Origin of the sequence: Pseudomonas sp. R3-52-08, from assembly GCF_003851745.1 — a bacterium.
Lineage (GTDB): Bacteria > Pseudomonadota > Gammaproteobacteria > Pseudomonadales > Pseudomonadaceae > Aquipseudomonas.
In genome coordinates this window covers 5,418,949-5,443,212 of sequence record NZ_CP027730.1, presented here as the reverse complement: position 1 = coordinate 5,443,212, position 24,264 = coordinate 5,418,949, and the positions used below count along the sequence as shown (strand labels likewise).

Here is a 24,264-nt window from a genome sequence, read left to right as displayed (position 1 = left end):
CGATCAACGTGGGGGGTTACTGGGCGTAGATGTGGATGACGAAGTGTTGGCCTGAGGCTGTCATTTCATAGACTTTGTCATAGATCCTGAGCGTTCTGGATGGCTCGCGGATGGTATCGCCGACTTTGGCGTGCTTCCTGAACTCGTCCCAGTCGATGACAGTGGTGCTGTCGGTGCCGTTGCCTTGCAGAGTATTGATGTTGTTTTGATATTCCATGATTGAGCTCTCCATTGGATAGGTATTTCCGGCCGATCATTCGACGGGTAATAGACCCGAAAGGTGGCAGGTATCGCTGCGTTTCCTTTCGGGTTCCAAGAGGCTAGACAACGAAATCACATTGCGCTGCTGTCAGAAATATCAAAAAACAGACTCGGCAACCGGCCAGTACGAGCTGGGCTGATTTCTACTTCAAGCGTTCATCACTTCCCTGATATCGGCCGCCAATTCTCTTACACGCTCTTCCTCGGTATCCCACGCACACATGAAGCGTGCGCCGCCTTTGCCGATAAAGGTGTAGAAACGCCAGCCCTTGGCGGTCAGCGCGGCGATGGCCGGTTCCGAGAGTTGCAGGAACACGCCGTTGGCTTGCACCGGGAACATCAGCTCAACGCCGGGAATATCCGCCACCAGGCTGCTGAGCAGTTGCGCGCAGTGGTTGGCGTGGCGCGCATGCTTGAGCCAGGCGTGGTTTTCCAGCAGGCCCACCCACGGTGCCGACAAAAAGCGCATCTTCGACGCCAGTTGGCCGGCCTGTTTGCAGCGGTAGTCGAAGTCTTCGGCCAGCTTGTGGTTGAAGAACAGGATGGCTTCACCCACCGCCATGCCGTTCTTGGTGCCGCCAAAGCACAGCACGTCTACACCGGCCTTCCAGGTCAGGTCGGCCGGTGAGCAGCCGAGGAAGGCGCAGGCGTTGGAGAAGCGTGCGCCGTCCATGTGCAGGTTCAGGCCCAGTTCCTTGCAGGTAGCGCTGATGGCGCGGATTTCCTCCGGGGTGTAGACGCTGCCGACCTCGGTGGCCTGGGTCAGCGTGACGACGCGCGGTTTCGGGTAGTGGATGTCCTGGCGCTTGAGGGCGATTTCGCGGATCGATTCCGGGGTCAGCTTGCCGTTTTCGGTGCGCGCGGTGAGCAGTTTGGAACCGTTGGAGAAAAACTCCGGCGCGCCGCATTCGTCGGTCTCGACGTGGGCGGTTTCCGAGCAAATCACGCTATGGTAGCTCTGGCACAGCGAAGACAGCGCCAGGGAGTTGGCGGCGGTACCGTTGAAGGCGAAGAACACTTCGCAGTCGGTTTCGAACAGATTGCGGAAACCGTCGGCGGCGCGGTGGGTCCACTCATCATCACCGTAGGCGCGTTGATGGCCCTGGTTGGCTTGTTCCATGGCGGCCCAGGCTTCCGGGCAGATGCCGGAATAGTTGTCGCTGGCGAATTGTTGGCTCTTGTCGGTCATGGCCCATTCCTGTGGTCGATGTTGGTGCGCACTTTAACCAAGATTGGGAGGGGGGCGCACGCACTGTAAATGCAAAGTCGTTGGGGAATTATGCACGGTACTGAAACGATTCCTGTCGGACGTATCCGCGATGGCGCTTTGGATCTGCTCAAGTGGCTGGCGCTGCTGAGCATGGTGCTGGACCACCTGCGCTATGTGGGGTTGAGCCTGGATGGGCTGTACGTGCCGGGGCGCCTGGCGTTCCCGTGGTTTTGCCTGGCGATTGCGGCGAACCTGCATCGTGCGCGCAATGCGCCGATGAGCGGCCAGTGGCGCTACCTTGGCTGGTTGCTGTTGTTCAGTGTGATCAGCGAAGTGCCCTATCGGCTGTTCATCGAGGATGCCGATACGTTGAATGTGCTACCGACCCTGGCGCTGGGCGTGCTGGTTGCCAGGGGATGGCAGCACAAAGCCCTTGTTGATCGAGGATTGGCGCTGCTGGCGCTCGCAATAGGCGCTGTCTTTTCCACGCAACTGATGTTCGGTTTTTTTGGTGTATTGCTGCCGCTGGCGATGCTGCTGGTATTCAGTCGGCCATGGTATTTCAGTGTATTGCCGGGCTTGGTTTGCGTGGCCGCCAACCAATGGCAGATTTTGCTCAACAGCGGCTCGATCGTTGCGCTGACCGGGTTGGCCGCGTGCCTGATCGCGCCATTGGCCGGATTGGTCTTGTTGCGACATGCCAAAAGCGCCTCCCCGCCCGCCATGCGTCGCTGGGCGTACGCTCTGTACCCTGCGCATTTCCTCCTGCTGCTACTCATCCGCCAGATCATCGCTTAACCCTTGTGGGAGGGGGCTGCCCCCGATTGCGGTGTGTCAGCCGCTGCATCTGCAAGCTGATCCACCGCTATCGGGGGCAAGCCCCCTCCCACATTTGTTTCGTGTCGCTCATCTAATGTCGTAAACGCACCTTTGCGTGGCGTGCGCAGGCATTTGACCTGCACGCGCCAGCCCTACCATCGCATCAAAGGGCCCTGCACGGGCCTCAACAATACGAAAGGCTGGGAGAGACGCGATGTTCAGCAAACAAGACCAGATCCAGGGATATGACGACGCACTGCTGGCGGCGATGAATGCCGAGGAGCAGCGTCAGGAAGATCATATCGAGCTGATCGCGTCGGAGAACTACACCAGCAAGCGCGTGATGGAAGCTCAAGGCAGCGGCCTCACCAACAAATACGCCGAAGGCTATCCGGGCAAGCGCTACTACGGTGGCTGCGAGCATGTGGACAAGGTCGAGGCCCTGGCCATCGAGCGCGCCAAGCAGCTGTTCGGCGCCGATTACGCCAACGTGCAGCCGCACTCAGGTTCGTCCGCCAATAGTGCGGTGTACTTGGCGCTGATCAATGCCGGCGACACCATTCTCGGCATGAGCCTGGCCCACGGCGGCCACCTGACCCACGGCGCCAAGGTGTCGTCCTCGGGCAAGCTGTACAACGCGGTGCAGTACGGCATCAACACCGACACCGGCCTGATCGACTACGACGAAGTCGAGCGCCTGGCCGTGGAACACAAGCCGAAAATGGTCGTGGCCGGTTTCTCTGCCTACTCCAAGACCCTGGATTTCCCTCGCTTCCGTGCGATCGCCGACAAGGTAGGTGCGCTGCTGTTCGTCGACATGGCCCACGTCGCCGGCCTGGTGGCCGCCGGTCTGTACCCGAACCCGCTGCCCTACGCGGACGTGGTCACCACCACCACCCACAAGACCCTGCGCGGTCCACGCGGTGGCCTGATCCTGGCCAAGGCCAACGAAGCCATCGAAAAGAAACTCAACGCGGCTGTCTTCCCTGGCGCCCAGGGCGGCCCGCTGATGCATGTGATCGCCGGCAAGGCGGTGTGCTTCAAAGAAGCGCTGGAGCCCGGCTTCAAGGCGTATCAGCAACAGGTGATCGACAACGCCCAGGCCATGGCCGAGGTGTTCATCAAACGCGGCTACGACGTGGTCTCCGGCGGCACCGACAACCATTTGTTCCTGGTCAGCCTGATCCGTCAGGGCCTCACCGGCAAAGACGCGGACGCCGCCCTCGGCCGCGCCCACATCACCGTCAACAAGAACGCTGTGCCGAATGACCCGCAGTCGCCGTTCGTGACCTCGGGCCTGCGCATCGGCACCCCGGCGGTGACCACCCGTGGCTTCAAAGTGCCGCAGTGCATCGAACTGGCCGGCTGGATCTGCGACATCCTCGACAACCTCGGCGACGCCGATGTCGAGGCCAACGTGGCCAAGCACGTGTCTGCCCTGTGCGCTGATTTCCCGGTTTATCGCTGAGCGCGGTTTTGGAGTAATGACTATGCAACGCTACTCAGGCTTCGGCCTCTTCAAGCACTCCCTCAGCCATCACGAAAACTGGCAGAAGATGTGGCGCACGCCGACCCCCAAGAAGGTCTACGACGTGGTCATCGTCGGCGGCGGCGGGCATGGTCTGGCGACCGCTTACTACCTGGCCAAAGAGCACGGCATCACCAACGTGGCCGTGGTCGAGAAAGGCTGGCTGGGCGGCGGCAACACGGCGCGCAACACCACCATCGTGCGTTCCAACTACCTTTGGGATGAGTCGGCGCACCTGTATGAACACGCGATGAAACTCTGGGAAGGTTTGTCCCAGGACCTGAACTACAACGTGATGTTCTCCCAGCGCGGTGTGTACAACCTGTGCCACACCCTGCAGGACATCCGCGATTCCGAGCGTCGCGTCAGCGCCAACCGCCTCAACGGCGTGGACGGCGAACTGCTAAACGCCAAACAGGTAGCGGACGAGATCCCGTACCTCGACTGCTCGAAAAACACCCGTTACCCGGTCCTCGGCGCCACCGTGCAACGTCGCGGCGGCGTGGCTCGCCACGATGCCGTGGCCTGGGGTTTTGCCCGCGCCGCTGACGCTCTCGGTGTGGACTTGATCCAGCAGACCGAGGTGATCGGCTTTCGCAAGGAAAACGGCGTGTGCATCGGCGTGGAAACCAACAAGGGCTTTATCGGCGCCAAGCGCGTCGGCGTGGTCACGGCGGGTAACTCCGGGCACATGGCGTCACTCGCCGGGTTCCGTTTGCCGATCGAATCCCACCCGCTGCAAGCGTTGGTGTCGGAGCCGATCAAGCCGATTATCGACAGCGTGATCATGTCCAACGCCGTGCACGGCTACATCAGCCAGTCCGACAAGGGCGACCTGGTGATCGGCGCCGGTATCGACGGCTACAACGGCTACGGCCAGCGTGGTTCGTACCCGGTGATCGAACACACCATCCAGGCCATCGTCGAGATGTTCCCGGTGCTGTCCCGCGTGCGCATGAACCGCCAGTGGGGCGGCATCGTCGACACCACGCCGGACGCCTGCCCGATCATCTCCAAGACCCCGGTGCCGAACATGTTCTTCAACTGCGGGTGGGGTACCGGTGGCTTCAAGGCTACGCCGGGCTCAGGCAACGTGTTTGCCGCGAGCCTGGCCAAGGGTGAAATGCATCCGTTGGCCGCGCCATTCTCCATCGACCGTTTCCACAACGGTGCGCTGATCGACGAACACGGCGCTGCGGCCGTCGCCCACTAACAGGAGAAATTTCCTATGTTGCATATCTTCTGTCCTCACTGTGGCGAACTGCGCTCCGAAGAGGAATTCCACGCGTCCGGCCAAGCGCACATCCCGCGGCCGCTGGACCCGAATGCCTGCACCGATGCGCAGTGGGGCGACTACATGTTCTTTCGCGACAACCCCCGTGGCCTGCACCACGAACTGTGGATTCACGCCGCCGGTTGCCGTCAGTACTTCAACGCAACGCGCGACACCCTGACTTACGAAATTCTTGAAACCTACAAGATCGGCGAGAAGCCGAAATTCACCGCCAAGGCCGCTGGAGAGAAGGTATGAGCCAGATCAATCGCCTGTCCAACGGTGGCCGGATCGACCGTAACAAAGTCCTGACCTTTACCTTCAACGGGCAGAGCTACAAGGGCTTTGAAGGCGACACCCTGGCCGCTGCACTGCTGGCCAACGGCGTCGACATCATCGGCCGCAGCTTCAAGTACTCGCGCCCTCGCGGCATCTTCGCCGCCGGCGCCGAAGAGCCGAACGCGGTGCTGCAGATCGGCGCCACCGAAGCCACCCAGATTCCCAACGTGCGCGCCACGCAACAAGCGCTGTACCAAGGCCTGGTTGCCACCAGCACCAACGGCTGGCCGAGCGTCAACAACGACATGATGGGCATCCTTGGCAAGGTCGGCGGCAAGCTGATGCCGCCGGGTTTCTACTACAAAACCTTCATGTACCCGCAATCGTTCTGGATGACCTACGAGAAATACATCCGCAAGGCGGCCGGTCTTGGCCGTTCGCCGACCGAGAACGATCCGGACACCTACGACAACTTCAACCGTCACTGCGATGTGCTGGTGGTCGGTGCCGGCCCGGCCGGCCTCGCCGCTGCACTGGCGGCTGCGCGCAGCGGTGCGCGGGTGATCATTGCCGATGAACAGGAAGAGTTCGGTGGTTCGCTGCTGGATTCGCGTGAAAGCCTTGACGGCAAGCCGGCGACCGAATGGGTTGCCAGCGTCATTGCCGAGTTGAAAGCCCTGCCGGACGTGGTGCTGCTGCCCCGCGCCACCGTCAACGGCTACCACGACCATAACTTCCTGACCATTCACGAGCGCCTCACCGACCACCTTGGCGACCGTGCGCCGATTGGCGTGGTGCGCCAGCGTATCCACCGCGTGCGTGCCAAGCGTGTGGTGCTGGCCACCGGTGCGTGTGAGCGTCCGCTGGTGTACGGCAACAACGACGTGCCGGGCAACATGCTCGCCGGAGCCGTCTCTACTTACGTGCGCCGCTACGGCGTGGCACCGGGCAAAAAGCTGGTGCTGTCGACCAACAACGACCACGCCTACCGCGTTGCACTGGACTGGCTCGATGCGGGCCTGCAAGTGGTCGCGGTGGCCGATGTACGCCACAACCCACGCGGCGCGCTGGTTGAAGAAGCCCGCGCCAAAGGTATTCGTATCCTCACCGGCAGCGCCGTAGTCGAAGCGCGTGGCACCAAGCGCGTGAGCGCTGCCCGAGTGGCTGCGATCGATGTGAAAGCACACAAAGTCACCAGCCCCGGCGAGTGGCTGGACTGCGACCTGGTGGCCAGCTCCGGCGGCTACAGCCCGGTGGTCCACTTGGCCTCGCACCTGGGCGGCAAGCCGACCTGGCGTGAAGACATCCTCGGTTTCGTGCCGGGCGAAGCGCCGCAGAAACGCGTGTGCGTCGGCGGTATCAACGGCGTCTACGGCCTGGGCGATTCCCTGGCCGATGGGTTCGAAGGCGGCGTACGTGCGGCCAGCGAAGCCGGGTTCGCCCCGGTTGAAGGCGTGTTGCCGAAAGCCTTGAGCCGTCTGGAAGAGCCGACCCTGGCGCTGTTCCAGGTACCGCACGAAAAAGTTACCGCACGGGCGCCGAAGCAATTCGTCGACCTGCAGAACGACGTGACCGCCGCCGCCATCGAACTGGCTACCCGCGAAGGTTTCGAATCGGTCGAGCACGTCAAGCGCTACACCGCGCTGGGCTTCGGTACCGACCAGGGCAAGCTGGGTAACGTCAACGGCCTGGCCATTGCCGCGCGCTCGCTGAACGTGACCATCCCGCAGATGGGCACCACCATGTTCCGTCCCAACTACACACCCGTGTCATTCGGTGCGATAGCGGGCCGTCACTGTGGGCACATCTTCGAACCGGTGCGCTACACCGCGCTGCAAGCCTGGCACGTGAAGAACGGCGCCGAATTTGAAGACGTCGGCCAGTGGAAACGCCCGTGGTATTTCCCGCGCAACGGCGAAGACCTGCACGCTGCGGTCAAACGCGAATGCCTGGCCGTGCGCGACAGCGTCGGCCTGCTGGATGCGTCCACCCTCGGCAAGATCGATATCCAGGGCCCGGATGCCCGTGAGTTCCTCAACCGTATCTACAGCAACGCCTGGACCAAGCTCGACGTGGGCAAGGCGCGCTACGGCCTGATGTGCAAGGAAGATGGCATGGTCTTCGACGACGGCGTCACCGCCTGTCTGGCCGACAATCACTTTCTGATGACCACCACCACCGGCGGCGCCGCGCGTGTTCTGCAGTGGCTGGAAATCTATCAACAGACCGAATGGCCGGACCTCAAGGTGTACTTCACCTCGGTCACCGACCATTGGGCGACCATGACCCTGTCTGGCCCCAACAGCCGCAAACTGCTGAGCGAAGTCACCGACATCGACCTGGACAAGGACGGCTTCCCGTTCATGACCTGGAAAGAAGGCCTGGTGGGCGGCGTACCGGCGCGGGTGTTCCGTATCTCGTTTACCGGCGAGCTGTCGTATGAAGTCAACGTGCAGGCCGACTACGCCATGGGCGTGCTGGAACAGATCGTCGAGGCCGGCAAAAAGTACAACCTGACGCCGTACGGCACCGAAACCATGCACGTACTGCGCGCCGAGAAGGGCTTCATCATCGTCGGCCAGGACACCGACGGCTCGATGACCCCGGACGACCTGAACATGGGCTGGTGCGTAGGCCGTACCAAACCGTTCTCTTGGATCGGCTGGCGCGGAATGAACCGCGAAGACTGCGTGCGTGAAGAGCGCAAGCAGCTTGTCGGGCTCAAACCGATTGACCCGACGGTATGGCTGCCGGAAGGCGCACAGTTGGTGTTCGATCCGAAGCAGACGATCCCGATGAAGATGGTCGGCCACGTCACCTCAAGCTATGCGCACAACTCCCTGGGCTATTCGTTTGCCATGGGCGTGGTGAAGGGCGGCTTGAAGCGCATCGGCGAACGGGTGTTTTCGCCCCAGGCCGATGGCAGCGTGATCGAGGCGGAGATTGTGTCTTCGGTGTTCTTTGATCCGAAAGGTGAGCGGCAGAACATCTGATACCTGATCGTTCCCACGCTCCGCGTGGGAATGCATCCCCGGGACGCTCCGCGTCCCTTGAGCGGACGCAGAGCGTCCATGGCGGCATTCCCACGCAGAGCGTGGGAACGATCAATACAGAATTCAGACAGGTGCTTTATGACAGCAGCCAACGTATACCAACAACGCCCCACCACCGGCGCCAAGGCGGAGTCCTCGCTGCACCATGCCGACCTCGCCAGCCTGGTCGGCAAGGGCCGCAAGAATGCCGGCGTGACCGTGCGTGAAAAGAAGCTTCTGGGCCACCTGACCCTCCGCGGCGACGGCCACGATGCCGCATTCGCCAGCGGCGTGCACAAGGCCCTGGGCATCGAACTGCCTGGCGCCCTGCAGGTCATCGTCAACGGTGAAACCAGCCTGCAATGGCTCGGCCCGGACGAGTGGCTGTTGATCGTGCCAGGCGGCGAAGAGTTCGCTGCCGAACAAAACCTGCGTGCGGCGTTGGGCGACCTGCATATTCAGATCGTCAACGTCAGCGGCGGCCAGCAAATTCTTGAACTCAGTGGTCCGAACGTGCGCGATGTGCTGATGAAGTCCACCAGCTACGACGTGCACCCCAACAACTTCCCGGTGGGCAAGGCGGTGGGCACGGTGTTCGCCAAGTCGCAACTGGTGATCCGTCATACCGCAGAAGACACCTGGGAACTGCTGATCCGTCGCAGCTTCTCGGACTACTGGTGGTTGTGGTTGCAGGACGCCTGCGCCGAGTTTGGCCTGAGCGTTCAAGCCTGATCGTTCCCACGCTCCGCGTGGGAACGCATCCCGGGACGCTCCGCGTCCCAAGAGCGGACGCAGAGCGTCCATGGCGGCATGCCCACGCAGAGCGTGGGAACGATCAAGGAGTCAACCGTAATGAGCCGCGCACCCGATACATGGATTTTAACCGCCGACTGCCCCAGCGTGCTCGGCACGGTGGACGCGGTCACCCGCTACCTGTTCGAGCAGGGCTGCTACGTCACCGAGCACCACTCGTTCGATGACCGCCTCTCGGGCCGGTTTTTCATCCGCGTGGAATTTCGCCAGCCGGACGGTTTTGACGAGCAAGCCTTTCGCGACGGCCTGGCCACGCGCGGCGAAGCCTTTGGCATGATCTTCGAGCTGACGGCGCCCAACTACCGGCCCAAAGTGGTGATCATGGTCTCCAAGGCCGATCACTGCCTGAATGACTTGCTGTACCGCCAGCGCATCGGCCAATTGTCGATGGACGTGGTCGCGGTGGTGTCCAACCACCCCGATCTGAAACCCTTGGCCGACTGGCACCAGATTCCCTACTTCCATTTCCCGCTGGACCCCAACGACAAGCCGTCCCAGGAGCGCCAGGTGTGGCAAGTGGTGGAAGACACCGGCGCCGAATTGGTGATTCTTGCGCGCTACATGCAGGTGCTGTCGCCGGAACTGTGCCGCAAGCTGGATGGCAAGGCGATCAACATCCACCACTCGTTGCTGCCGGGCTTCAAGGGCGCCAAGCCCTATCACCAGGCGTACAACAAGGGCGTGAAACTGGTCGGCGCCACGGCGCATTACATCAACAACGATCTGGATGAAGGCCCGATCATCGCCCAAGGCGTGGAGGTGGTGGATCACAGCCACTATCCCGAGGATTTGATTGCCAAGGGGCGCGATATCGAAGGGCTCACGTTGGCGCGGGCGGTGGGGTATCACATCGAAAGACGTGTGTTCTTGAACGCTAACAGGACGGTCGTTCTTTAGTAGCTAGCTGCAAGCTTCAAGCCGCAAGTAAAAGCGGTACTGCACACTTCTTGCGGCTTGTAGCTTGCCGCGTGAAGCTCACTCCACTATCTCAACAACGATAAATATAGAGGTGACTGACATGTCTGGTAATCGTGGTGTCGTGTATCTCGGCAACGGCAAGGTCGAAGTACAGAAAATCGACTATCCCAAAATGCAGGACCCCCGTGGCAGGAAGATCGAGCACGGCGTCATCCTGCGCGTGGTCTCTACCAACATCTGCGGCTCCGACCAACACATGGTGCGTGGCCGCACCACCGCCCAGACCGGCCTGGTGCTGGGGCATGAAATCACCGGCGAAGTGATCGAGAAGGGCAGCGACGTCGAGAACCTGAAGATCGGCGACCTGGTGTCGGTGCCCTTCAACGTAGCGTGCGGTCGTTGCCGCTCCTGCAAGGAAATGCACACCGGCGTGTGCTTGAGTGTCAATCCGGCGCGCCCGGGCGGTGCTTACGGCTATGTCGACATGGGCGACTGGACCGGTGGCCAGGCTGAATACGCGCTGGTGCCTTACGCCGACTTCAACCTGTTGAAACTGCCGGACCGCGACAAGGCGATGGAGAAAATCCGCGACTTGACGTGCCTCTCCGACATTCTGCCGACCGGCTACCACGGTGCCGTCACGGCAGGCGTTGGCCCGGGCAGCACGGTCTACATCGCCGGTGCCGGCCCGGTCGGCCTCGCCGCTGCCGCGTCAGCACGTCTGTTGGGCGCTGCGGTCGTGATCATCGGCGACGTCAACCCGATCCGCCTGGCTCACGCCAAGGCTCAGGGCTTTGAAATCGCCGACCTGTCCACCGACACGCCGTTGCACGAACAGATTGCCGCGCTGCTCGGCGAGCCTGAAGTGGACTGCGCCGTCGACGCCGTCGGCTTTGAAGCGCGCGGCCACGGCCACGACGGCGTCAAGGCCGAAGCCCCGGCCACCGTACTCAACTCACTGATGGGCGTGGTGCGCGTGGCGGGCAAGATCGGTATCCCCGGCCTGTACGTCACCGAAGACCCAGGCGCTGTCGATGCCGCCGCGAAAATGGGCAGCCTGAGCATTCGCTTTGGTCTGGGCTGGGCCAAATCCCACAGCTTCCACACCGGGCAAACGCCGGTGATGAAGTACAACCGCCAGCTGATGCAGGCGATCATGTGGGACCGTATCAACATCGCCGAGATCGTCGGCGTGCAGGTGATCAGCCTGGACGACGCGCCACGCGGGTATGGCGAGTTCGATGCGGGCGTGCCGAAGAAGTTTGTGATTGATCCGCATAAGTTGTTCAGCGCGGCGTAAAACCTTGGGCAAATGTCCCAGCCACTGAAAATCAAATGTGGGAGGGGGCTTGCCCCCGATGGTGGTGGTTCAGTCAGTGCCTCTGTGACTGACCTGCCGCTATCGGGAGCAAGCCCCCTCCCACAAGGGATTTAGGGTGTTTTAGGGATTAGCGTATGGCCAGTGCCCCCTGGTAGACGGTCGGGCCGGTTGGCTGCTTGCTCAGCGAGCCACCCTTAGTCTCCGAACTCACCATCAGTTCCACCGGCTTGCTGATGCTTTCCTGTTGGCGTGGATTCAAACCAATGATGCCTTTGCCATCTTCCGGCAAAAGTCCCAGAGACACAGGCGTGCCGTCTTTGGGGATGGCCCACAGCTCCAGGCTCTGGTCGGGCGCAGGCGCCGTGGCGGCAATCGGCTGTACTTCCAGATAATCCTTGTGCGCCATGATTTGCGCGGCCGGCTGCTGGGTCGTCGTCACCAACGTCGCCGCGGATTTGACGCTGTCCTGGGTGTAGAGCGCGCCGCCGATGCCGGCAGCCACTACGGCACAGGCGCCGATGAACAGACGCGGGCGGCTCCAGAAGGCAGGCTTGTGCTCAATCACTTGGGGTTGGATCGCAGTCATAAGTCTCTTCCTGACAAATTTTGTAGTCAGTTCCTAGACCCGCTTATCCCCGATGGGTTCCGGAACAACCGACGGGATACCCAGTCCAACGCCTGCTTTTGCACCTATCTCCTGAGGTTGTCTTGATGAAGATTTCACGCGGTTTTGCCCTTTCCTGCCTGTTGACCGTGGCCGCCAGCCCGGTGTTTGCCGCAGGCTTCAGCCTTGGCGATGCGGCCAACGCCATTTCCGGCATGCAGGGTGGCAACAACAAAGCCGCCGCCGCTGCTCCAACATCGGAGACGGCCGACCTGCTGACAGCCTTGACCTCTCAACTCAATATCACCCCGGAGCAAGCCGTCGGCGGCACGGGCGCGATGCTGGGCCTGGCGAAGAACAAGCTGAGCAGCAATGACTTTTCCCAGCTGGGCGATAGCGTGCCGGGCCTCGATAAACTGTCGGGTAACAATGCCCTGGGCAGCCTGGGTGCCTTGAGCGGGATGCTCGGCCAGGCCGGCGGCAGCAAGACCAGCGGCCTGGACGGCCTGCTGGGCAACGTGAAAAACACTAATGACTTGAACACCGCGTTCAGCGCCCTGGGCATGGACAGCGGCATGATCGGTCAGTTTGCCCCGGTGATCCTGCAATACCTGGGCGGGCAGGGCGCCGATAGCTCGGTGCTGGGCAAGCTGGCCCAGGCCTGGGGCACCGGCAGCTAAGACTGCTGCGCGCGCAGCTGCTCGATGCGCGCATCCTTCTCCCGCCAGAGCTGGTTGACCCAGTTCTGGACGGTCAGGCGAAACGCCGGATCGTTCTCGTAGTCCCCTTGCCACAACGCCGCGTCCAATTCACGGGTGCGGATATCCACGATCACCTTCGGCACCGCGCCGCTGATCAAATCCCAGAATCCTGGAATCTTTGGCTGTGGGTACACCACGGTCACGTCGAGGACGGCATCCAACTGCTCGCCCAGCGCCGCCAACACGAAGGCCACGCCGCCCGCCTTCGGTTTGAGCAGTCGGTTAAACGGCGAATCCTGCTGCTTGCGTTTAGCCTCGCTGAACCGCGTGCCTTCCAGGTAGTTGACCACCGTCACCGGCTGGCGCTTGAACAGCTCGCAGGCCTCTTTGGTGATCTTCAGGTCCTGCCCGGCCAACTCCGGGTGCTTGGCCAGGTACGCTTTGGTGTAGCGCTTCATGAACGGATAATCCAGCGCCCACCAGGCCAGGCCAAGGAAGGGCACCCAGATCAGCTCTTTTTTCAGGAAGAATTTGAAGAACGGTGTGCGCCGGTTCAATGCCTGGATCAGCGCTGGAATATCCACCCAGGACTGGTGGTTGCTGATGACCAGGTAAGAGGTGTCGCCCCGCAGGTCCTCACCGCCGCGAATATCCCACTGGGTGGGAATGCACACCGCGAAGATCAACTTGTCGATCTCGGCCCAGGTCTCGGCGATCCACATTACCGCCGATGACGCATAGTCACGCGAGCGGCCCGGTGCCACCAGCTTGAGCAGGGCAAACACCAGCAAGGGGCCGATCAAAATCAGCGTGTTGAGTAACAGCAGCAGTGTGACCAAACAGCCGGTGAGCAGGCGGCGCATAAGCAACTCTTGAAATTCTGTGGGCGGGCAATGATAAGCAAGGTGAGTCTAGAGGCCAAATCGCAAATGGCTGTACGAATGTTTCACAACGTGCCGGTTATGCTCGGTGATCCAACTAAGTGCCGTGCGTGCGGTCTAGAATCCGTCCACTTCTTTCGAGGAAATCATGCCGTGAAATTGCTCCTTGGCGCGTTCGCCCTAGTTTTTCCCGTTATCACCGCCTTGCCCGTGATGGCCGCCGAACCGACCCTCTACGGTCGCTACGAATACATTCAACTGCCGGAAATCGGCCAGACCTTCAAGGCCAAGATGGACACTGGCGCGCTGACCGCCTCGCTGTCGGCCCGCGATATCGAAACCTTCACCCGTGATGGCGACGACTGGGTGCGCTTCCGCCTCGGCGGCAAGGACGCCGACAACAAAGTCTACGAGCACAAGGTCTCGCGCATCAGCAAGATCAAGAGCCGCGCCGACGAAGATGACGACAAGGACGAAGCCAGTGTGGCCAAGCGCCCGGTGATCGACCTGGAGATGTGCCTGGGTGACGTCAAGCGTACCGTCGAGGTCAACCTTACCGACCGCAGCAGCTTCAATTACCCGCTGCTGATCGGCGCCAAGGCCTTGCGTGAATTCGGTGCAGCAGTAAACCCGGCCCGTCGTTACACTGCCGACAAACCGGACTGCTGACGGACCCACATGCCGCATATCCTGATTGTCGAAGACGAAGCGGCGATTGCCGACACGCTGATCTTCGCCCTGCAAGGCGAAGGCTTCAGCACCACCTGGCTGAGCCTCGGCCAGGCGGCGCTGGAGCATCAGCGCCAAACCCCGGCCGACCTGATCATCCTCGACATCGGCCTGCCCGACATCAGCGGGTTTGAAACCTGCAAGCAATTGCGCCGGTTCAGCGAAGTGCCGGTGATGTTCCTCAGCGCGCGCGATGGCGAGATCGACCGGGTGGTGGGGCTGGAAATCGGCGCCGACGATTACGTGGTCAAGCCCTTCAGCCCGCGTGAAGTGGCGGCCAGGGTGCGGGCGATTCTCAAGCGGGTCGGCCCGACTGTGGCGCCTGCGGTGTTCCAGGTCGACCTGGAACGCATGCAGATCCACTATCGCAGCCAGCCGCTGAGCCTGACGCGTCACGAATTCCGCCTGCTGCAAAGCCTGCTGGAGCAACCCGAGCGTGTGTTCAGCCGCGAGCAACTGTTGGACGCGGTAGGCGTACCCGCCGACGCTGGTTACGAGCGCAACATCGACAGCCATATCAAAAGCCTGCGCGGCAAGTTGCGCAGCGTGGCCGCCGATGCCGAGCCGATCCAGACGCATCGCGGCCTGGGTTACAGCTACAGCCCGAGCCATAGCTGATGCGCCTGGGGCTGCGGATTTTCCTGGTTTACGCGCTGTTTATCGGCCTGACCGGTTACTTTGTGCTCAACACAGTGATGAAGGAAATCCGCCCCGGCGTACGCCAGTCCACCGAAGAAACCCTGGTGGACACCGCCAACCTGCTCGCCGAAATCCTGCGCACCGATGTGAAGAACGGCACCCTCGGCCAGAGCCACTGGCCGCAGGTGCTCAAGGCGTATGGCAATCGTCAGCCGGGTGCGGTCATCTGGGGCCTGCCGAAGAACCAGGTCAACCACCGCATCTATGTCACCGACGCCAAGGGCACGGTATTGCTCGACTCCACGGGCGAGGCGGTGGGCCAGGACTATTCCAGGTGGAACGACGTGTACCTGACCCTGCGCGGTGAGTACGGCGCGCGCTCAACCCGCAGCGAAGCGGATGACCCAACCTCGTCGGTGATGCACGTGGGCGCGCCGATTCGCGACGACGGCCGGATTATCGGCGTGGTGACCGTGGCCAAGCCCAATAGCTCGTTGCAGCCCTACGTCGACCGCACCGAGCGGCGCCTGCTGTGGTACGGCGCCGGGCTGGTGACTCTGGGCCTGCTGCTGGGCGCACTGTTGTCTTGGTGGCTGAGCGTCGCCCTGAAACGCTTGACCGCCTATGCCGAGGCCGTCAGCGAAGGGCGTCGGGCCGAGTTGCCCCATTACCGTGGCGGCGAGCTCAAGCAGCTGTCCACCGCTGTCGAACACATGCGCACGCAGCTGGAGGGCAAAGCCTATGTCGAACATTACGTGCACACCCTGACCCACGAACTGAAAAGCCCGCTGGCGGCCATTCGCGGCGCGGCGGAGTTGCTGCAGGGCGACATGACCCGCGAACAGCAGCAGCGTTTTGTCGGCAATATCGACAGCGAAAGCGCGCGCCTGCAGCAGCTGATCGAACGGTTGTTGAACCTGGCACAGGTAGAGCAACGCCAGGGGCTGGAAGAACAATCGAGTATCGCGCTGGCGGGCCTGGTCGATGACGTACTCAAGGCGCAATGTGCGCGGGTCGAAAGCGCCGGCCTGCAGGTCGAGCAAAGTATCGGCGCCGATGTGAGGGTGTTTGGCGAACCCTTCCTGCTGCGCCAGGCCCTGGGCAACCTGCTGGACAACGCCCTGGACTTCACCCCGCCCGGCGGCGAGCTGCGGTTCAGTGCGCAGGTGCGGCACAACGACGTTCAGGTGAGCCTGTTCAACCAGGCCGCGCCGATTCCGGATTACGCATTGCCGCGCCTGAGCGAGCGTTTCTATTCTCTGCCGCGTCCGGCCAGCGGGCGCAAAAGCACCGGCCTGGGCCTTAACTTTGTCGAAGAAGTGATGAAGCTGCACGGCGGCGCGCTGCAGATCGGCAACGTACCGGGTGGCGTGGAGGTGGTGCTGCATCTCCACACAATCTCCACACTGCCCACATAAATCCCCCACACAGGCTGCCCAGACTCTTCTGACCAAAACAGGGAGAGCCCCATGAACCGCAGCCTGCTTTTCAAACTTGGCGCGATTGCGCTACTGATCCTACTGTTGCTGATTCCGTTGCTGATGATCAACGGCATTATCAGCGACCGCCAGCAACTGCGCGACGGCGTATTGATGGACATCGCCCGCAGTTCCAGCTTCGCGCAGCGCCTCACCGGCCCGGTAATGGTGGTGCCTTATCGCAAGACGGTGCGCGAATGGAAACTCAATGAAAAACTCAACAAACGCTACGAAGAAACCCGCGAGGAGCGCGGCCGTCTGTATTTCCTGCCGGAGCGCTTTGAACTCGACGGCCAGGTGCAGACCGAGCTGCGCGCACGGGGCATCTACCAGGCGCGGTTGTTTCATGCCGACAACCGCATCAGTGGGCGTTTCCAACTGCCAGCACAACTGGGCATCACGGAAAACTTCGCCGATTACCGTTTTGAACCGGCGTTTCTGGCGATGGGCATCAGCGATATTCGCGGCATCGAAAATGCGCTGACGCTGGAGCTGGGCGATCAGCGCCTGGAATTTGCGCCGGGCTCCCTGGTGGACTGGCTGGGGGAGGGCGTGCATGTGCTGCTGCCCGACCAGGACAGCAGAAAACCCGCCGCCGTGGACTTCGCCTTTGACCTGCGCCTGCTGGGCACCGAACAACTGCAGGTGGTGCCCGTGGGCAAGACCAGCCAGGTATCACTTGCCTCCAACTGGCCGCACCCAAGCTTTATCGGCAACTTCCTGCCGGCGCAGCGGGAAGTCACCGACAAGGGCTTTACCGCCCACTGGCAAACCTCGTTCTTCGCAACCAACCTCGAGCAGGCCCTGCAAACGTGCCTGGACCGCCAGGGCTGTGATGACTTCAATAACCGCAGCTTCGGCGTGAACTTCATCGACCCGGTGGACCAGTACCTCAAGAGCGAACGCGCGATCAAATACGCGCTGCTGTTCATCGCCCTGACCTTTGCCGGCTTCTTCCTGTTCGAAGTGCTCAAGAACCTGGCGGTGCACCCCATCCAGTACGCCTTGGTGGGCTTTGCATTGGCGTTCTTCTACCTGCTGCTGTTGTCGCTGTCCGAGCATCTGGGGTTTGCCCTGGCGTACCTGATATCGGCCGGTGCCTGCGTGTTGTTGATCGGCTTCTACGTGTGCCATGTGCTGCGCAGCGTGATCCACGGCCTGGGCTTTTCGGTGGGCTTGGCGGCGTTGTATGGGTTGTTGTACGGGCTGCTGAGTGCCGAGGATTACGCGTTGCTGATGGGCTCGTTGTTGCTGTTCGGCCTGCTGGGCACGGTGATGGTGCTGACGCGCAGGCTGGATTGGTATGGCGTGGGCAAGCGCAAGGTGGAGGCGGTGCAATGATCGGATTGCGCGAAGATCAGCAAATGAAGGCCAGGATGATCGACTTCCTCAATCACACCGCTTTCCAATGTGGGAGGGGGCTTGCCCCCGATAGCGGTGGTTCAGAAACAGATGTGCTCAATGACACACCGCAATCGGGGGCAAGCCCCCTCCCACATTGGGTCTGTGTGAACATCACGCGGGCGGTTGGGTCTGCTGCATCGAAGGCCGCTGGCTGACCTCAGCGTACCAGGCGGCAAGCCTTGGGTTATCCATGCGCCATTGCAGGTCGGGATGGCGGAAGTCGAGGTAGCCCAAGGCGCAGGCCACGCTGATCGCGGCGATGTCGAAGTGGCTGGCCAGTTCGGCAATCGCCTCGGCTTCCAGCTCGGCCAGTGCGCGCCGCATTTTGTTGCGCTGCTCGTCCAGCCACTGGTCCCAATGTTTCTCCACCGGGCGCATCGCAGTCTCGTAGCGCACCAGCACGGCGGCATCCATGATCCCGTCGGCCATCGAGGCCAGGGTCAGGCGGCGCCAGCGGGCCGAACCGTCGCGGGGGATCAGCGGGTTGCCGACGTGCTGGTGGTCGAAGTAATCGAGGATCACCCGGCTGTCATGCAGTACCGAATCGTCGGCCAGGCGCAGGGCCGGGATCTTGCCGACCGGGTTGCCTTGCACCACATGCGCATCCGGGTTGACGGGGGTGGGCATACAGGCATGCAGGGCCACACGGTCCTGCTGGCCGGTCTCGATCAGCAGCACGCGGACTTTGCGCACGAACGGCGACGCGGGGTTGTGGAACAAGGTCATGCTGGGGGCGGACATGGGCATTCCTCGAAATGGGATGTGGCTAGCCTAGAGGCTTGTGCCGTGGCTGGCGAGGGGGATTTTTGGTGGTTTTGAAGGCCTCATCGGGGGCAAGCCCCCTCCCACATTTAACGGCATTCACAATTCAAGTGTGGGAGGGGGCTTGCCCCCGATAGCGCCCTCAGCCGCGCCGCTTGAACAACCCCCATGCACCAATGCCAGCAGGAACGCCCAACCCGACCCAACTCAACACATCCCACCCCCCATCCCCCAGCAACGCCGCAAACAACCCGGCGGCGCTCAACAGGCCAATCCCCAGCGGAATGCCAAACACTTTCCAGAAACTCGACTGCCGGGGCTTCATGCCTTGCCCGCCTTGCGCCGCACGATCCATAAGTAAATCCCGCTGACCAGCACGATGATGGTCAGCACATCCAGCACCGCCCAGAGGATTTTCATCGGCATGCCGCCGTAGTCACCGAAGTGCAGCGGCTGGGACATGCCCATGGCGTCCATGTACCAGGGCCGTGCGGCGATGGCGGTCACGGCCAGGGTGCGGGCGTCGATCAATACCGGGGTGAGCAGATGGGAAGTGAGGTGGGTGCTGCCCTTCATGAACACGGCGTAGTGATGTTCGCTGGAAAAGCGCGTGCCGGGGAAGGCGATGAAGTCTGGCTCCATTCCCGGCGCGGCATTGGCGGCAATGCTCAGCAGCTCAGTGGCCGGTGCGCGCTGAGTCAGTGGCGGGGCGTTTTTATAGGGTTCGATCATGGTGCTGAGGGCGTCCTCGCGCCAGGCGGCGATGATCAGGTCGGCGCAGGCGCTGATCACACCGGTCACGCCCACCACCAGTGCCCACGTCAGGGTGACTACGCCGATCAGGTTGTGCAGGTCGAGCCAGCGCAGGCGAGTTGACTTGTTTTGGCGCACGGTGGCGAACTTCAAGCGGCGCATGAACGGCAGGTACAGCACCGTGCCCGAGATAATCGCCAGCACGAACAGCAGGCCCATGAACGCGAGCAACAGCTTGCCTGGCAGCCCGGCGAACATGTCCACATGCAGGCGCAGCAGGAACAGGGTGAGTCCACCATTGGCGGAGGGCATTTCCACCGCTTCGCCGGTACGCGCATCCAGCATGAAGGTGTGGGACGAATTCGGTTCGGTGCCGGCCGTGGCGGCCATGATCGCGATCACACCGTTCTGGTCGTCCTCGTCCCACGCCAGGTACTGCATGGCCTCGCCGGGTCGATGAGCCTGGGCCTTGGCCACCAGTTGCTCCAGGTTGAGTTGCGGCGTCCCGACGGGCATCTGCTTGAGCTGCGGCTCGTTGCCCAGCAGATGGTCGATCTCATGGTGAAACACCAGCGGCAGGCCGGTGAGGGCGAGCAGCAGCAGGAATACGGTGCAGATCAGGCTGGTCCAGGTGTGGATGAAGGACCAGCGGCGGATGGTTTTGCTTTTCATGTTCTAGCCTTCAGACACACCAAAGCCGCCCCGTTTGGGACGGCCCGGTTGTTAACTCAGCCGATTACCATTGGTAGGTGGCACTGGCGACGACGCTGCGTTGGTCGCCGAAGTAGCAGTAGGAACCGTCACAGGTGGAAATGTAATCTTTGTTGAACAGGTTGGTCGCGTTCACTTTCACCGACGCGCCCTTGAGGCTGTTGTCCAGGCGGCCGAGGTCGTAGTGCACGGCGCCGTCGAATACGGTGTAGGCGTTGGCTTTGCCGGACCAGGTATTGGCCTGGTCGCCATAGGTATTGCCGGTGTAGCGGGCGCCAAAACCGATGCCGAACCCATCCAGTGCGCCGCTATGCCAGGTGTAGTCGGTCCACAGGGAGGCTTGCTGGTTTGGCATCAGTTGCAGGCGGTTGCCTTTGAAGTCACCTTTTTGCACTTCGGATTTGGCCAGGGTATACGCCGCGATTACCTTGAGGTTTTCGGTTACGTCAGAGATAGCCTCCAGCTCCAGGCCCTTGACCTTTACCTCGCCGGTCTGGTCGGTTACCGAGGCGCCGCCGGACTGGAAGCTGGTGACCTGCACGTTTTTCTGGGTCAGGTCGTAGACCGCAGCGCTGAGCAATGTATTGGAGCCCGGTGGCTGGTATTTGATCCCAAGTTCCCACTGTTTGCCTTCCGTCGGTTTAAACGACTGAAGGGGGTCCACACTGGCGTTGCTTGCGGGCTGGAATGACTCGGCGTACGAGAGGTAGGGCACGAAACCCGAGTCAAACACATAACTCAGTGCTGCATTGCCACTGAAGTTTTTGCTGCGGTCGGTATTGGTTGCGTCGCTTTTGTTGAAGTAGGTGGTGCCCTGGTGTACCCAGTCTTCGCGTCCGCCGAGGGTCAGGCGCCAGTTGTCCAGGGCCATCTGGTCCTGCACGTAAAGGCCGGTCTGTACGGTTTTCTGGTTGTAATCGTAGAACGCAGTGGAGCGCGCCGGGCGCACGATCGGCTGGCCGTAGACCGGGTTGAAGATGTTCGTGGTGCCGCCGTCGCCAAAAATCGCCAAGTACGACGTATCGGTACGTTGATGGTCCAGACCGAGCAGAACGGTGTGGTTCACAGCGCCGGTTGAGAAGTCCGCCTGGAAGTTGTTATCGACGGCGAACTGGCTGATGTCTTCGTCCACGTTGGTCGACGAGCGGCTGATGTTGCCATTGGTGTCGGCCGGTGAGAAGGCATACGAACCCACCGTCAGTTGCTGAAACGCCAGCTCGGATTTGGTGTAGCGCAGGTTTTGCTTGAACTGCCAGGTGTCATTGAAGCGGTGCTCGAACGCGTAGCCGAGTGCGTAGTAGGTGCGGTCGTAGAAATCGTAATCGGGGTCACCGAGGTTCTTGTGGTGGGAAACGTCGCCCAGCGGCGATTTGATCTTGGTGCCTTGGATCGGCAGGAACTGGCTGGTGGTGCCTGTATCGTCACGGGTGAACTGCGACAGGAAAGTCAGCTTGGTATCGGTGTCGATATTCCAGGTCAGGCTTGGCGCGATGTTGTAGCGCTTGTTGTCGATGTGATCGACCTGGGTGCCGGCATCGCGCACCACGCCGCCAAGGCCGTAGAGAAACTGGCCTTCATCATCGATCTTGCCAGTGCTTTCGAAATTGATCTGGCGGTAGTTGTCACTGCCGTATTGCACCTGGATAGCGTGGCTCGATTCTGCGCTGGGACGGCGGCTGACCATGTCCAACAGGCCGCCCGGCGGGGTCTGACCATAGACCGACGAAGCCGGGCCGCGCAGCAGGGCGAGGCGATCCAGGTTCCAGGTTTCAGCTTTCGGGTTAGCGTATACGCCACGGGACAGTGGCAGGCCGTCGAGGAACTGGGTGGGTTCGAAACCGCGTACGCGCATCCAGTCGTAGCGGGTGTCGCTGCCGTAGCTGGCGGAGACGATGCCAGGCATGTATTTGACGGCGTCGTCGAGGTTCTGCACGTTGCGATCCTGCATTTGCTCGCGGGTGGCCACGGAGATCGAGCGCGGCGCCTCGACCAGGGCCGTGTCGGTCTTGGTGCCGGCGGCGGTGCGTTTCGCCAGGTAACCTTCGACCGGCCCCCACGCGCTCTCATAACTGCCCTGACCAATAATGCTCGTCTGCGGCAACGCCACGACACCATCTGCAATCGCCATCAACGTAAACGTCCCGGCGCTGCTCTGCTCCAACTGCAACCCCGTGCCCCGCAACGCTTCCCGCAGCGCACCCTGCGCGTCGAACTGGCCCTTGACCGGGGCCGAGGTCTTGCCGGCGGCGAGCGCCGGATTGAGGGTGAGGGCGAGGCCGGTCTGGCTGGCGATCTGGTTCAGGGTGGCGGCCAGTGGTGCGGCCGGCAGGTTGTAGGCGCGCACGCTGGTGGCCTGTTCGGCGGCGATCAGCGGGGCGCTGAGCAGCGGGGCGCCGAGGGCAATCGCCACGGCTAACAGGCTGGGGCGCAACAAAGTGTCTAGCGTGCGGGACATGGGCGGCTCCTGAATGGAAATATTTCTCAATTGCCTAGGTGCCGGACGAGAATTGGAAAGTGATAGGGCGGGGTGAAACTATTTTTTGGGTGGTGTTCTTGAGGGCCTCATCGGGGGCAAGCCCGCTCCCACACTTTGATTTGTGAATACATTCAAAATGTGGGAGGGGGCTTGCCCCCGATAGCAATCGCCCAGGCACTTCAAACCCTAAGGTTTACCCTTGACAGTCACCCACCACGGCGTGTGCTGCTCGATCCGCACCGGCAGCGTTGGCAACAACGCATTGAGCGCCAGGGCGGTGTCATGCAGTGGGAAGCTGCCGGTGATGCGCAGGTCGGCCACGTTGTCATCCACGCCCAGATGGCCGGTGCGATACCGGCCGAGTTCCGCCACCACATCGCCCAGGCGGGCGTTGTCGACGACGAGCATGCCGCGGGTCCAGGCGTCGGTGGCCGGGGGCACGGCAAGCAGAGGGCCAAGGCCATCGCTGCGCATCAGCACTTGCTGGCCTTGCTTGAACACCTGCTCCTGATGCAGTGCCTGGGGCTGGGCGGCCACGGCCGATTGCAGCACGCTCAGGCGCGTGGCGTGATCTTCGCGCCTGACGATAAACCGCGTCCCCAACGCCCGCAGGTTGCCGTCGCGGGTCTGGACAGAGAACGGACGCGCATCGTTGTGGCCGGTTTCGACGAAAATTTCGCCTTCCTGCAACACAATCAAACGGCGTTTAGCGTCGAAATGCACGTCAATTGCGCTGTGGGTATTGAGCGTGATCCGGCTGCCGTCCGCCAGCGTGAGCGTGCGCTGTTCGCCGGTGGCGGTGCGTTGATCGGCCAGCCAATAGTGGATCGGCACATACCGCTCACCGGCAAACAACGCCAGCCCCACTACCAGCGCAATACTCGCCAGGCCACGGCCCAGCTTGCGCATGCGCTGGCGAACGCTTTCGCGCGACTGCAACAACGCGGCCCGCGCGGGCCCGCAGGCTACGCTGAAACGCTGGTCGAGCATGCCCAGCTGGCGCCAGGCGCGGGCGTGTTCTTCATCGCTGGCCAGCCATTTGGCGAATTCTTCCTGTTCCACCTCGCTGCCATCGCCTGCGTCGAGGGACAGTTGCCAGGCAATCGCGGCGTCCAGCACGCGGGCCGACACCGGCTTGGAGCTGATCAGCGTCACGTCGGCTCGCCATACAGCGCGATGTAGCACTGGCGAATGCCCTGGGCCAGGTACTGGCGCACACGCGGCACCGACACACCCAGGCGCTGGGCGATTTCTGCATGGGCCATGCCGTCGAGGCGGTTATAGAGGAACGCGGCGCGGGCTTTGCTCGACAGTGTGCCGAGCAGGCGGTCGATGGCCTTGAGGTCTTCAAGGATCAGGTGCTGTTCTTCGGGCGAAGGGTGTTCGCTTTCCGGGATCAGCATCAATTCGGTGAGGTAGGCCTGTTCCAGGGCGGCGCGGCGGAAGTAGTCGAACAGCAAGCCTTTGGCAATCGCTACCAGAAAGGCGCGTGGCTCGCGGGGTGCGCGCAGCCCGTCTCGGCCCAGCAGGCGCATGAAGGTGTCCTGGCTGAGGTCTTCGGCGCGGCTCGGGCAGGCTACGTTGCGCCGCAGCCAGGCCAGCAGCCAGCCGCGATGGTCGCGATACAACGCGCCAACAAGCTCACTGTGTGGGGGCTGGACCGACGACAAGG

Annotated in this window: 23 protein-coding genes; 13 read left to right on the top strand and 10 right to left on the bottom strand. The window is 62.0% G+C overall.

From position 1 onward, the window contains the following. Positions 1-16: 16 nt before the first annotated feature. Together C4J91_RS25160 and C4J91_RS25155 are read right to left on the bottom strand one after the other, a co-directional pair. Positions 17-217, bottom strand: coding sequence for a hypothetical protein (locus C4J91_RS25160; RefSeq protein ID WP_124364711.1), 201 nt, complete (start codon positions 215-217; stop codon positions 17-19). Positions 218-409: 192 nt separating this feature from the next. Then, positions 410-1,450 carry a low specificity L-threonine aldolase gene (locus C4J91_RS25155; protein ID WP_124364710.1) on the bottom strand — a complete coding sequence of 347 codons (1,041 nt, stop codon included), beginning with the start codon at positions 1,448-1,450 and terminating at the stop codon, positions 410-412. Positions 1,451-1,540: 90 nt separating this feature from the next. On the opposite strand from C4J91_RS25155, the gene C4J91_RS25150 reads away from it, so the two are divergent. From C4J91_RS25150 to fdhA, 8 genes are all read left to right on the top strand, one after another. Then, positions 1,541-2,269: a TraX family protein gene (locus C4J91_RS25150; RefSeq protein ID WP_124364709.1), complete on the top strand. Its 729-nt coding sequence runs from the start codon at positions 1,541-1,543 to the stop codon at positions 2,267-2,269. 235 nt (positions 2,270-2,504) lie between these two features. Beyond that, positions 2,505-3,758 carry a serine hydroxymethyltransferase gene (glyA, locus tag C4J91_RS25145; protein WP_124364708.1) on the top strand — a complete coding sequence of 418 codons (1,254 nt, stop codon included), beginning with the start codon at positions 2,505-2,507 and terminating at the stop codon, positions 3,756-3,758. Between the two features lie 22 nt (positions 3,759-3,780). Continuing rightward, positions 3,781-5,031 carry a sarcosine oxidase subunit beta gene (locus tag C4J91_RS25140; RefSeq protein WP_010207084.1) on the top strand — a complete coding sequence of 417 codons (1,251 nt, stop codon included), beginning with the start codon at positions 3,781-3,783 and terminating at the stop codon, positions 5,029-5,031. Positions 5,032-5,046: 15 nt separating this feature from the next. Then, complete coding sequence (locus C4J91_RS25135) at positions 5,047-5,349, top strand: sarcosine oxidase subunit delta (protein ID WP_124364707.1); 303 nt, start codon at positions 5,047-5,049, stop codon at positions 5,347-5,349. Further along, entirely contained in the window at positions 5,346-8,363 is a 3,018-nt protein-coding gene (locus tag C4J91_RS25130) for a sarcosine oxidase subunit alpha (protein WP_124364706.1), read from the top strand. Before C4J91_RS25135 ends, C4J91_RS25130 begins: the two co-directional genes overlap by 4 nt. A 138-nt stretch (positions 8,364-8,501) precedes the next feature. Further along, complete coding sequence (locus tag C4J91_RS25125) at positions 8,502-9,134, top strand: sarcosine oxidase subunit gamma (protein ID WP_124364705.1); 633 nt, start codon at positions 8,502-8,504, stop codon at positions 9,132-9,134. 120 nt (positions 9,135-9,254) lie between these two features. Then, positions 9,255-10,112: a formyltetrahydrofolate deformylase gene (gene purU / locus C4J91_RS25120; RefSeq protein WP_124364704.1), complete on the top strand. Its 858-nt coding sequence runs from the start codon at positions 9,255-9,257 to the stop codon at positions 10,110-10,112. 121 nt (positions 10,113-10,233) lie between these two features. Beyond that, entirely contained in the window at positions 10,234-11,433 is a 1,200-nt protein-coding gene (fdhA, locus tag C4J91_RS25115; protein ID WP_065885453.1) for a formaldehyde dehydrogenase, glutathione-independent, read from the top strand. A 148-nt stretch (positions 11,434-11,581) separates the two neighbouring features. Here the strand turns inward: fdhA and C4J91_RS25110 are convergent, their stop codons facing one another. Beyond that, on the bottom strand, positions 11,582-12,040 hold the full coding sequence (locus C4J91_RS25110) for an anti-sigma factor domain-containing protein (RefSeq protein ID WP_124364703.1): 459 nt from the start codon (positions 12,038-12,040) through the stop codon (positions 11,582-11,584). A gap of 125 nt (positions 12,041-12,165) precedes the next feature. Between C4J91_RS25110 and C4J91_RS25105 the strand changes: the two genes are divergently transcribed. Continuing rightward, positions 12,166-12,738 (top strand): DUF2780 domain-containing protein, encoded by a 573-nt coding sequence (locus C4J91_RS25105; protein ID WP_124364702.1) that lies wholly within the window; start codon positions 12,166-12,168, stop codon positions 12,736-12,738. On the opposite strand, the gene C4J91_RS25100 is transcribed toward C4J91_RS25105, so the two are convergent. After that, a complete protein-coding gene (locus C4J91_RS25100) occupies positions 12,735-13,622 on the bottom strand; it encodes an acyltransferase (RefSeq protein ID WP_124364701.1) in 888 nt (295 codons plus the stop codon). The two genes, C4J91_RS25105 and C4J91_RS25100, sit on opposite strands and share 4 nt — an antisense overlap. 171 nt (positions 13,623-13,793) lie before the next feature. Between C4J91_RS25100 and C4J91_RS25095 the strand changes: the two genes are divergently transcribed. The 4 genes from C4J91_RS25095 to creD are packed head-to-tail and all read left to right on the top strand — an operon-like array spanning position 13,794 to position 17,827. Then, the gene (locus C4J91_RS25095; protein ID WP_372238155.1) at positions 13,794-14,309 is read left to right on the top strand and encodes an ATP-dependent zinc protease; all 516 of its coding nucleotides are present in this window, start codon (positions 13,794-13,796) and stop codon (positions 14,307-14,309) included. Between the two features lie 9 nt (positions 14,310-14,318). Next, positions 14,319-14,987 (top strand): two-component system response regulator CreB, encoded by a 669-nt coding sequence (gene creB, locus C4J91_RS25090; RefSeq protein WP_124364700.1) that lies wholly within the window; start codon positions 14,319-14,321, stop codon positions 14,985-14,987. Next, positions 14,987-16,426: a two-component system sensor histidine kinase CreC gene (gene creC / locus C4J91_RS25085; RefSeq protein WP_124364699.1), complete on the top strand. Its 1,440-nt coding sequence runs from the start codon at positions 14,987-14,989 to the stop codon at positions 16,424-16,426. The genes creB and creC overlap by 1 nt, the downstream gene beginning before the upstream one ends. A 51-nt stretch (positions 16,427-16,477) precedes the next feature. Continuing rightward, the gene (creD, locus tag C4J91_RS25080; RefSeq protein ID WP_124364698.1) at positions 16,478-17,827 is read left to right on the top strand and encodes a cell envelope integrity protein CreD; all 1,350 of its coding nucleotides are present in this window, start codon (positions 16,478-16,480) and stop codon (positions 17,825-17,827) included. 174 nt (positions 17,828-18,001) lie between these two features. On the opposite strand, the gene C4J91_RS25075 is transcribed toward creD, so the two are convergent. The 6 genes from C4J91_RS25075 to C4J91_RS25050 form a co-directional block, all read right to left on the bottom strand. Then, positions 18,002-18,631, bottom strand: coding sequence for a glutathione S-transferase N-terminal domain-containing protein (locus tag C4J91_RS25075; protein WP_124364697.1), 630 nt, complete (start codon positions 18,629-18,631; stop codon positions 18,002-18,004). Positions 18,632-18,794: 163 nt separating this feature from the next. Next, positions 18,795-18,977, bottom strand: a complete 183-nt coding sequence (locus tag C4J91_RS25070) for a hypothetical protein (RefSeq protein ID WP_124364696.1) — start codon at positions 18,975-18,977, stop codon at positions 18,795-18,797. Further along, the gene (locus C4J91_RS25065) at positions 18,974-20,077 is read right to left on the bottom strand and encodes a PepSY domain-containing protein (protein ID WP_124364695.1); all 1,104 of its coding nucleotides are present in this window, start codon (positions 20,075-20,077) and stop codon (positions 18,974-18,976) included. Before C4J91_RS25065 ends, C4J91_RS25070 begins: the two co-directional genes overlap by 4 nt. 64 nt (positions 20,078-20,141) lie before the next feature. Then, a complete protein-coding gene (locus tag C4J91_RS25060) occupies positions 20,142-22,571 on the bottom strand; it encodes a TonB-dependent siderophore receptor (RefSeq protein ID WP_124364694.1) in 2,430 nt (809 codons plus the stop codon). 207 nt (positions 22,572-22,778) lie between these two features. Further along, positions 22,779-23,747 carry a FecR family protein gene (locus tag C4J91_RS25055; protein WP_124364693.1) on the bottom strand — a complete coding sequence of 323 codons (969 nt, stop codon included), beginning with the start codon at positions 23,745-23,747 and terminating at the stop codon, positions 22,779-22,781. Next, positions 23,744-24,262 carry an RNA polymerase sigma factor gene (locus C4J91_RS25050; RefSeq protein WP_124364692.1) on the bottom strand — a complete coding sequence of 173 codons (519 nt, stop codon included), beginning with the start codon at positions 24,260-24,262 and terminating at the stop codon, positions 23,744-23,746. Before C4J91_RS25050 ends, C4J91_RS25055 begins: the two co-directional genes overlap by 4 nt. Positions 24,263-24,264 lie beyond the last annotated feature (2 nt).

Bases quoted from the DNA above. Each gene is read 5' to 3' on its own strand.
- C4J91_RS25075 (WP_124364697.1), bottom strand. From the start codon at position 18,631: ATGTCCGCCCCCAGCATGACCTTGTTCCACAACCCCGCGTCGCCGTTC.
- C4J91_RS25105 (WP_124364702.1), top strand. From the start codon at position 12,166: ATGAAGATTTCACGCGGTTTTGCCCTTTCCTGCCTGTTGACCGTGGCC.
- C4J91_RS25060 (WP_124364694.1), bottom strand. From the start codon at position 22,571: ATGTCCCGCACGCTAGACACTTTGTTGCGCCCCAGCCTGTTAGCCGTG.
- C4J91_RS25070 (WP_124364696.1), bottom strand. From the start codon at position 18,977: ATGAAGCCCCGGCAGTCGAGTTTCTGGAAAGTGTTTGGCATTCCGCTG.
- creC (WP_124364699.1), top strand. From the start codon at position 14,987: ATGCGCCTGGGGCTGCGGATTTTCCTGGTTTACGCGCTGTTTATCGGC.
- C4J91_RS25100 (WP_124364701.1), bottom strand. From the start codon at position 13,622: ATGCGCCGCCTGCTCACCGGCTGTTTGGTCACACTGCTGCTGTTACTC.
- C4J91_RS25140 (WP_010207084.1), top strand. From the start codon at position 3,781: ATGCAACGCTACTCAGGCTTCGGCCTCTTCAAGCACTCCCTCAGCCAT.
- creB (WP_124364700.1), top strand. From the start codon at position 14,319: ATGCCGCATATCCTGATTGTCGAAGACGAAGCGGCGATTGCCGACACG.
- glyA (WP_124364708.1), top strand. From the start codon at position 2,505: ATGTTCAGCAAACAAGACCAGATCCAGGGATATGACGACGCACTGCTG.
- C4J91_RS25125 (WP_124364705.1), top strand. From the start codon at position 8,502: ATGACAGCAGCCAACGTATACCAACAACGCCCCACCACCGGCGCCAAG.
- C4J91_RS25065 (WP_124364695.1), bottom strand. From the start codon at position 20,077: ATGAAAAGCAAAACCATCCGCCGCTGGTCCTTCATCCACACCTGGACC.
- creD (WP_124364698.1), top strand. From the start codon at position 16,478: ATGAACCGCAGCCTGCTTTTCAAACTTGGCGCGATTGCGCTACTGATC.
- C4J91_RS25150 (WP_124364709.1), top strand. From the start codon at position 1,541: ATGCACGGTACTGAAACGATTCCTGTCGGACGTATCCGCGATGGCGCT.
- C4J91_RS25160 (WP_124364711.1), bottom strand. From the start codon at position 217: ATGGAATATCAAAACAACATCAATACTCTGCAAGGCAACGGCACCGAC.
- C4J91_RS25135 (WP_124364707.1), top strand. From the start codon at position 5,047: ATGTTGCATATCTTCTGTCCTCACTGTGGCGAACTGCGCTCCGAAGAG.
- purU (WP_124364704.1), top strand. From the start codon at position 9,255: ATGAGCCGCGCACCCGATACATGGATTTTAACCGCCGACTGCCCCAGC.
- fdhA (WP_065885453.1), top strand. From the start codon at position 10,234: ATGTCTGGTAATCGTGGTGTCGTGTATCTCGGCAACGGCAAGGTCGAA.
- C4J91_RS25110 (WP_124364703.1), bottom strand. From the start codon at position 12,040: ATGACTGCGATCCAACCCCAAGTGATTGAGCACAAGCCTGCCTTCTGG.
- C4J91_RS25130 (WP_124364706.1), top strand. From the start codon at position 5,346: ATGAGCCAGATCAATCGCCTGTCCAACGGTGGCCGGATCGACCGTAAC.
- C4J91_RS25155 (WP_124364710.1), bottom strand. From the start codon at position 1,450: ATGACCGACAAGAGCCAACAATTCGCCAGCGACAACTATTCCGGCATC.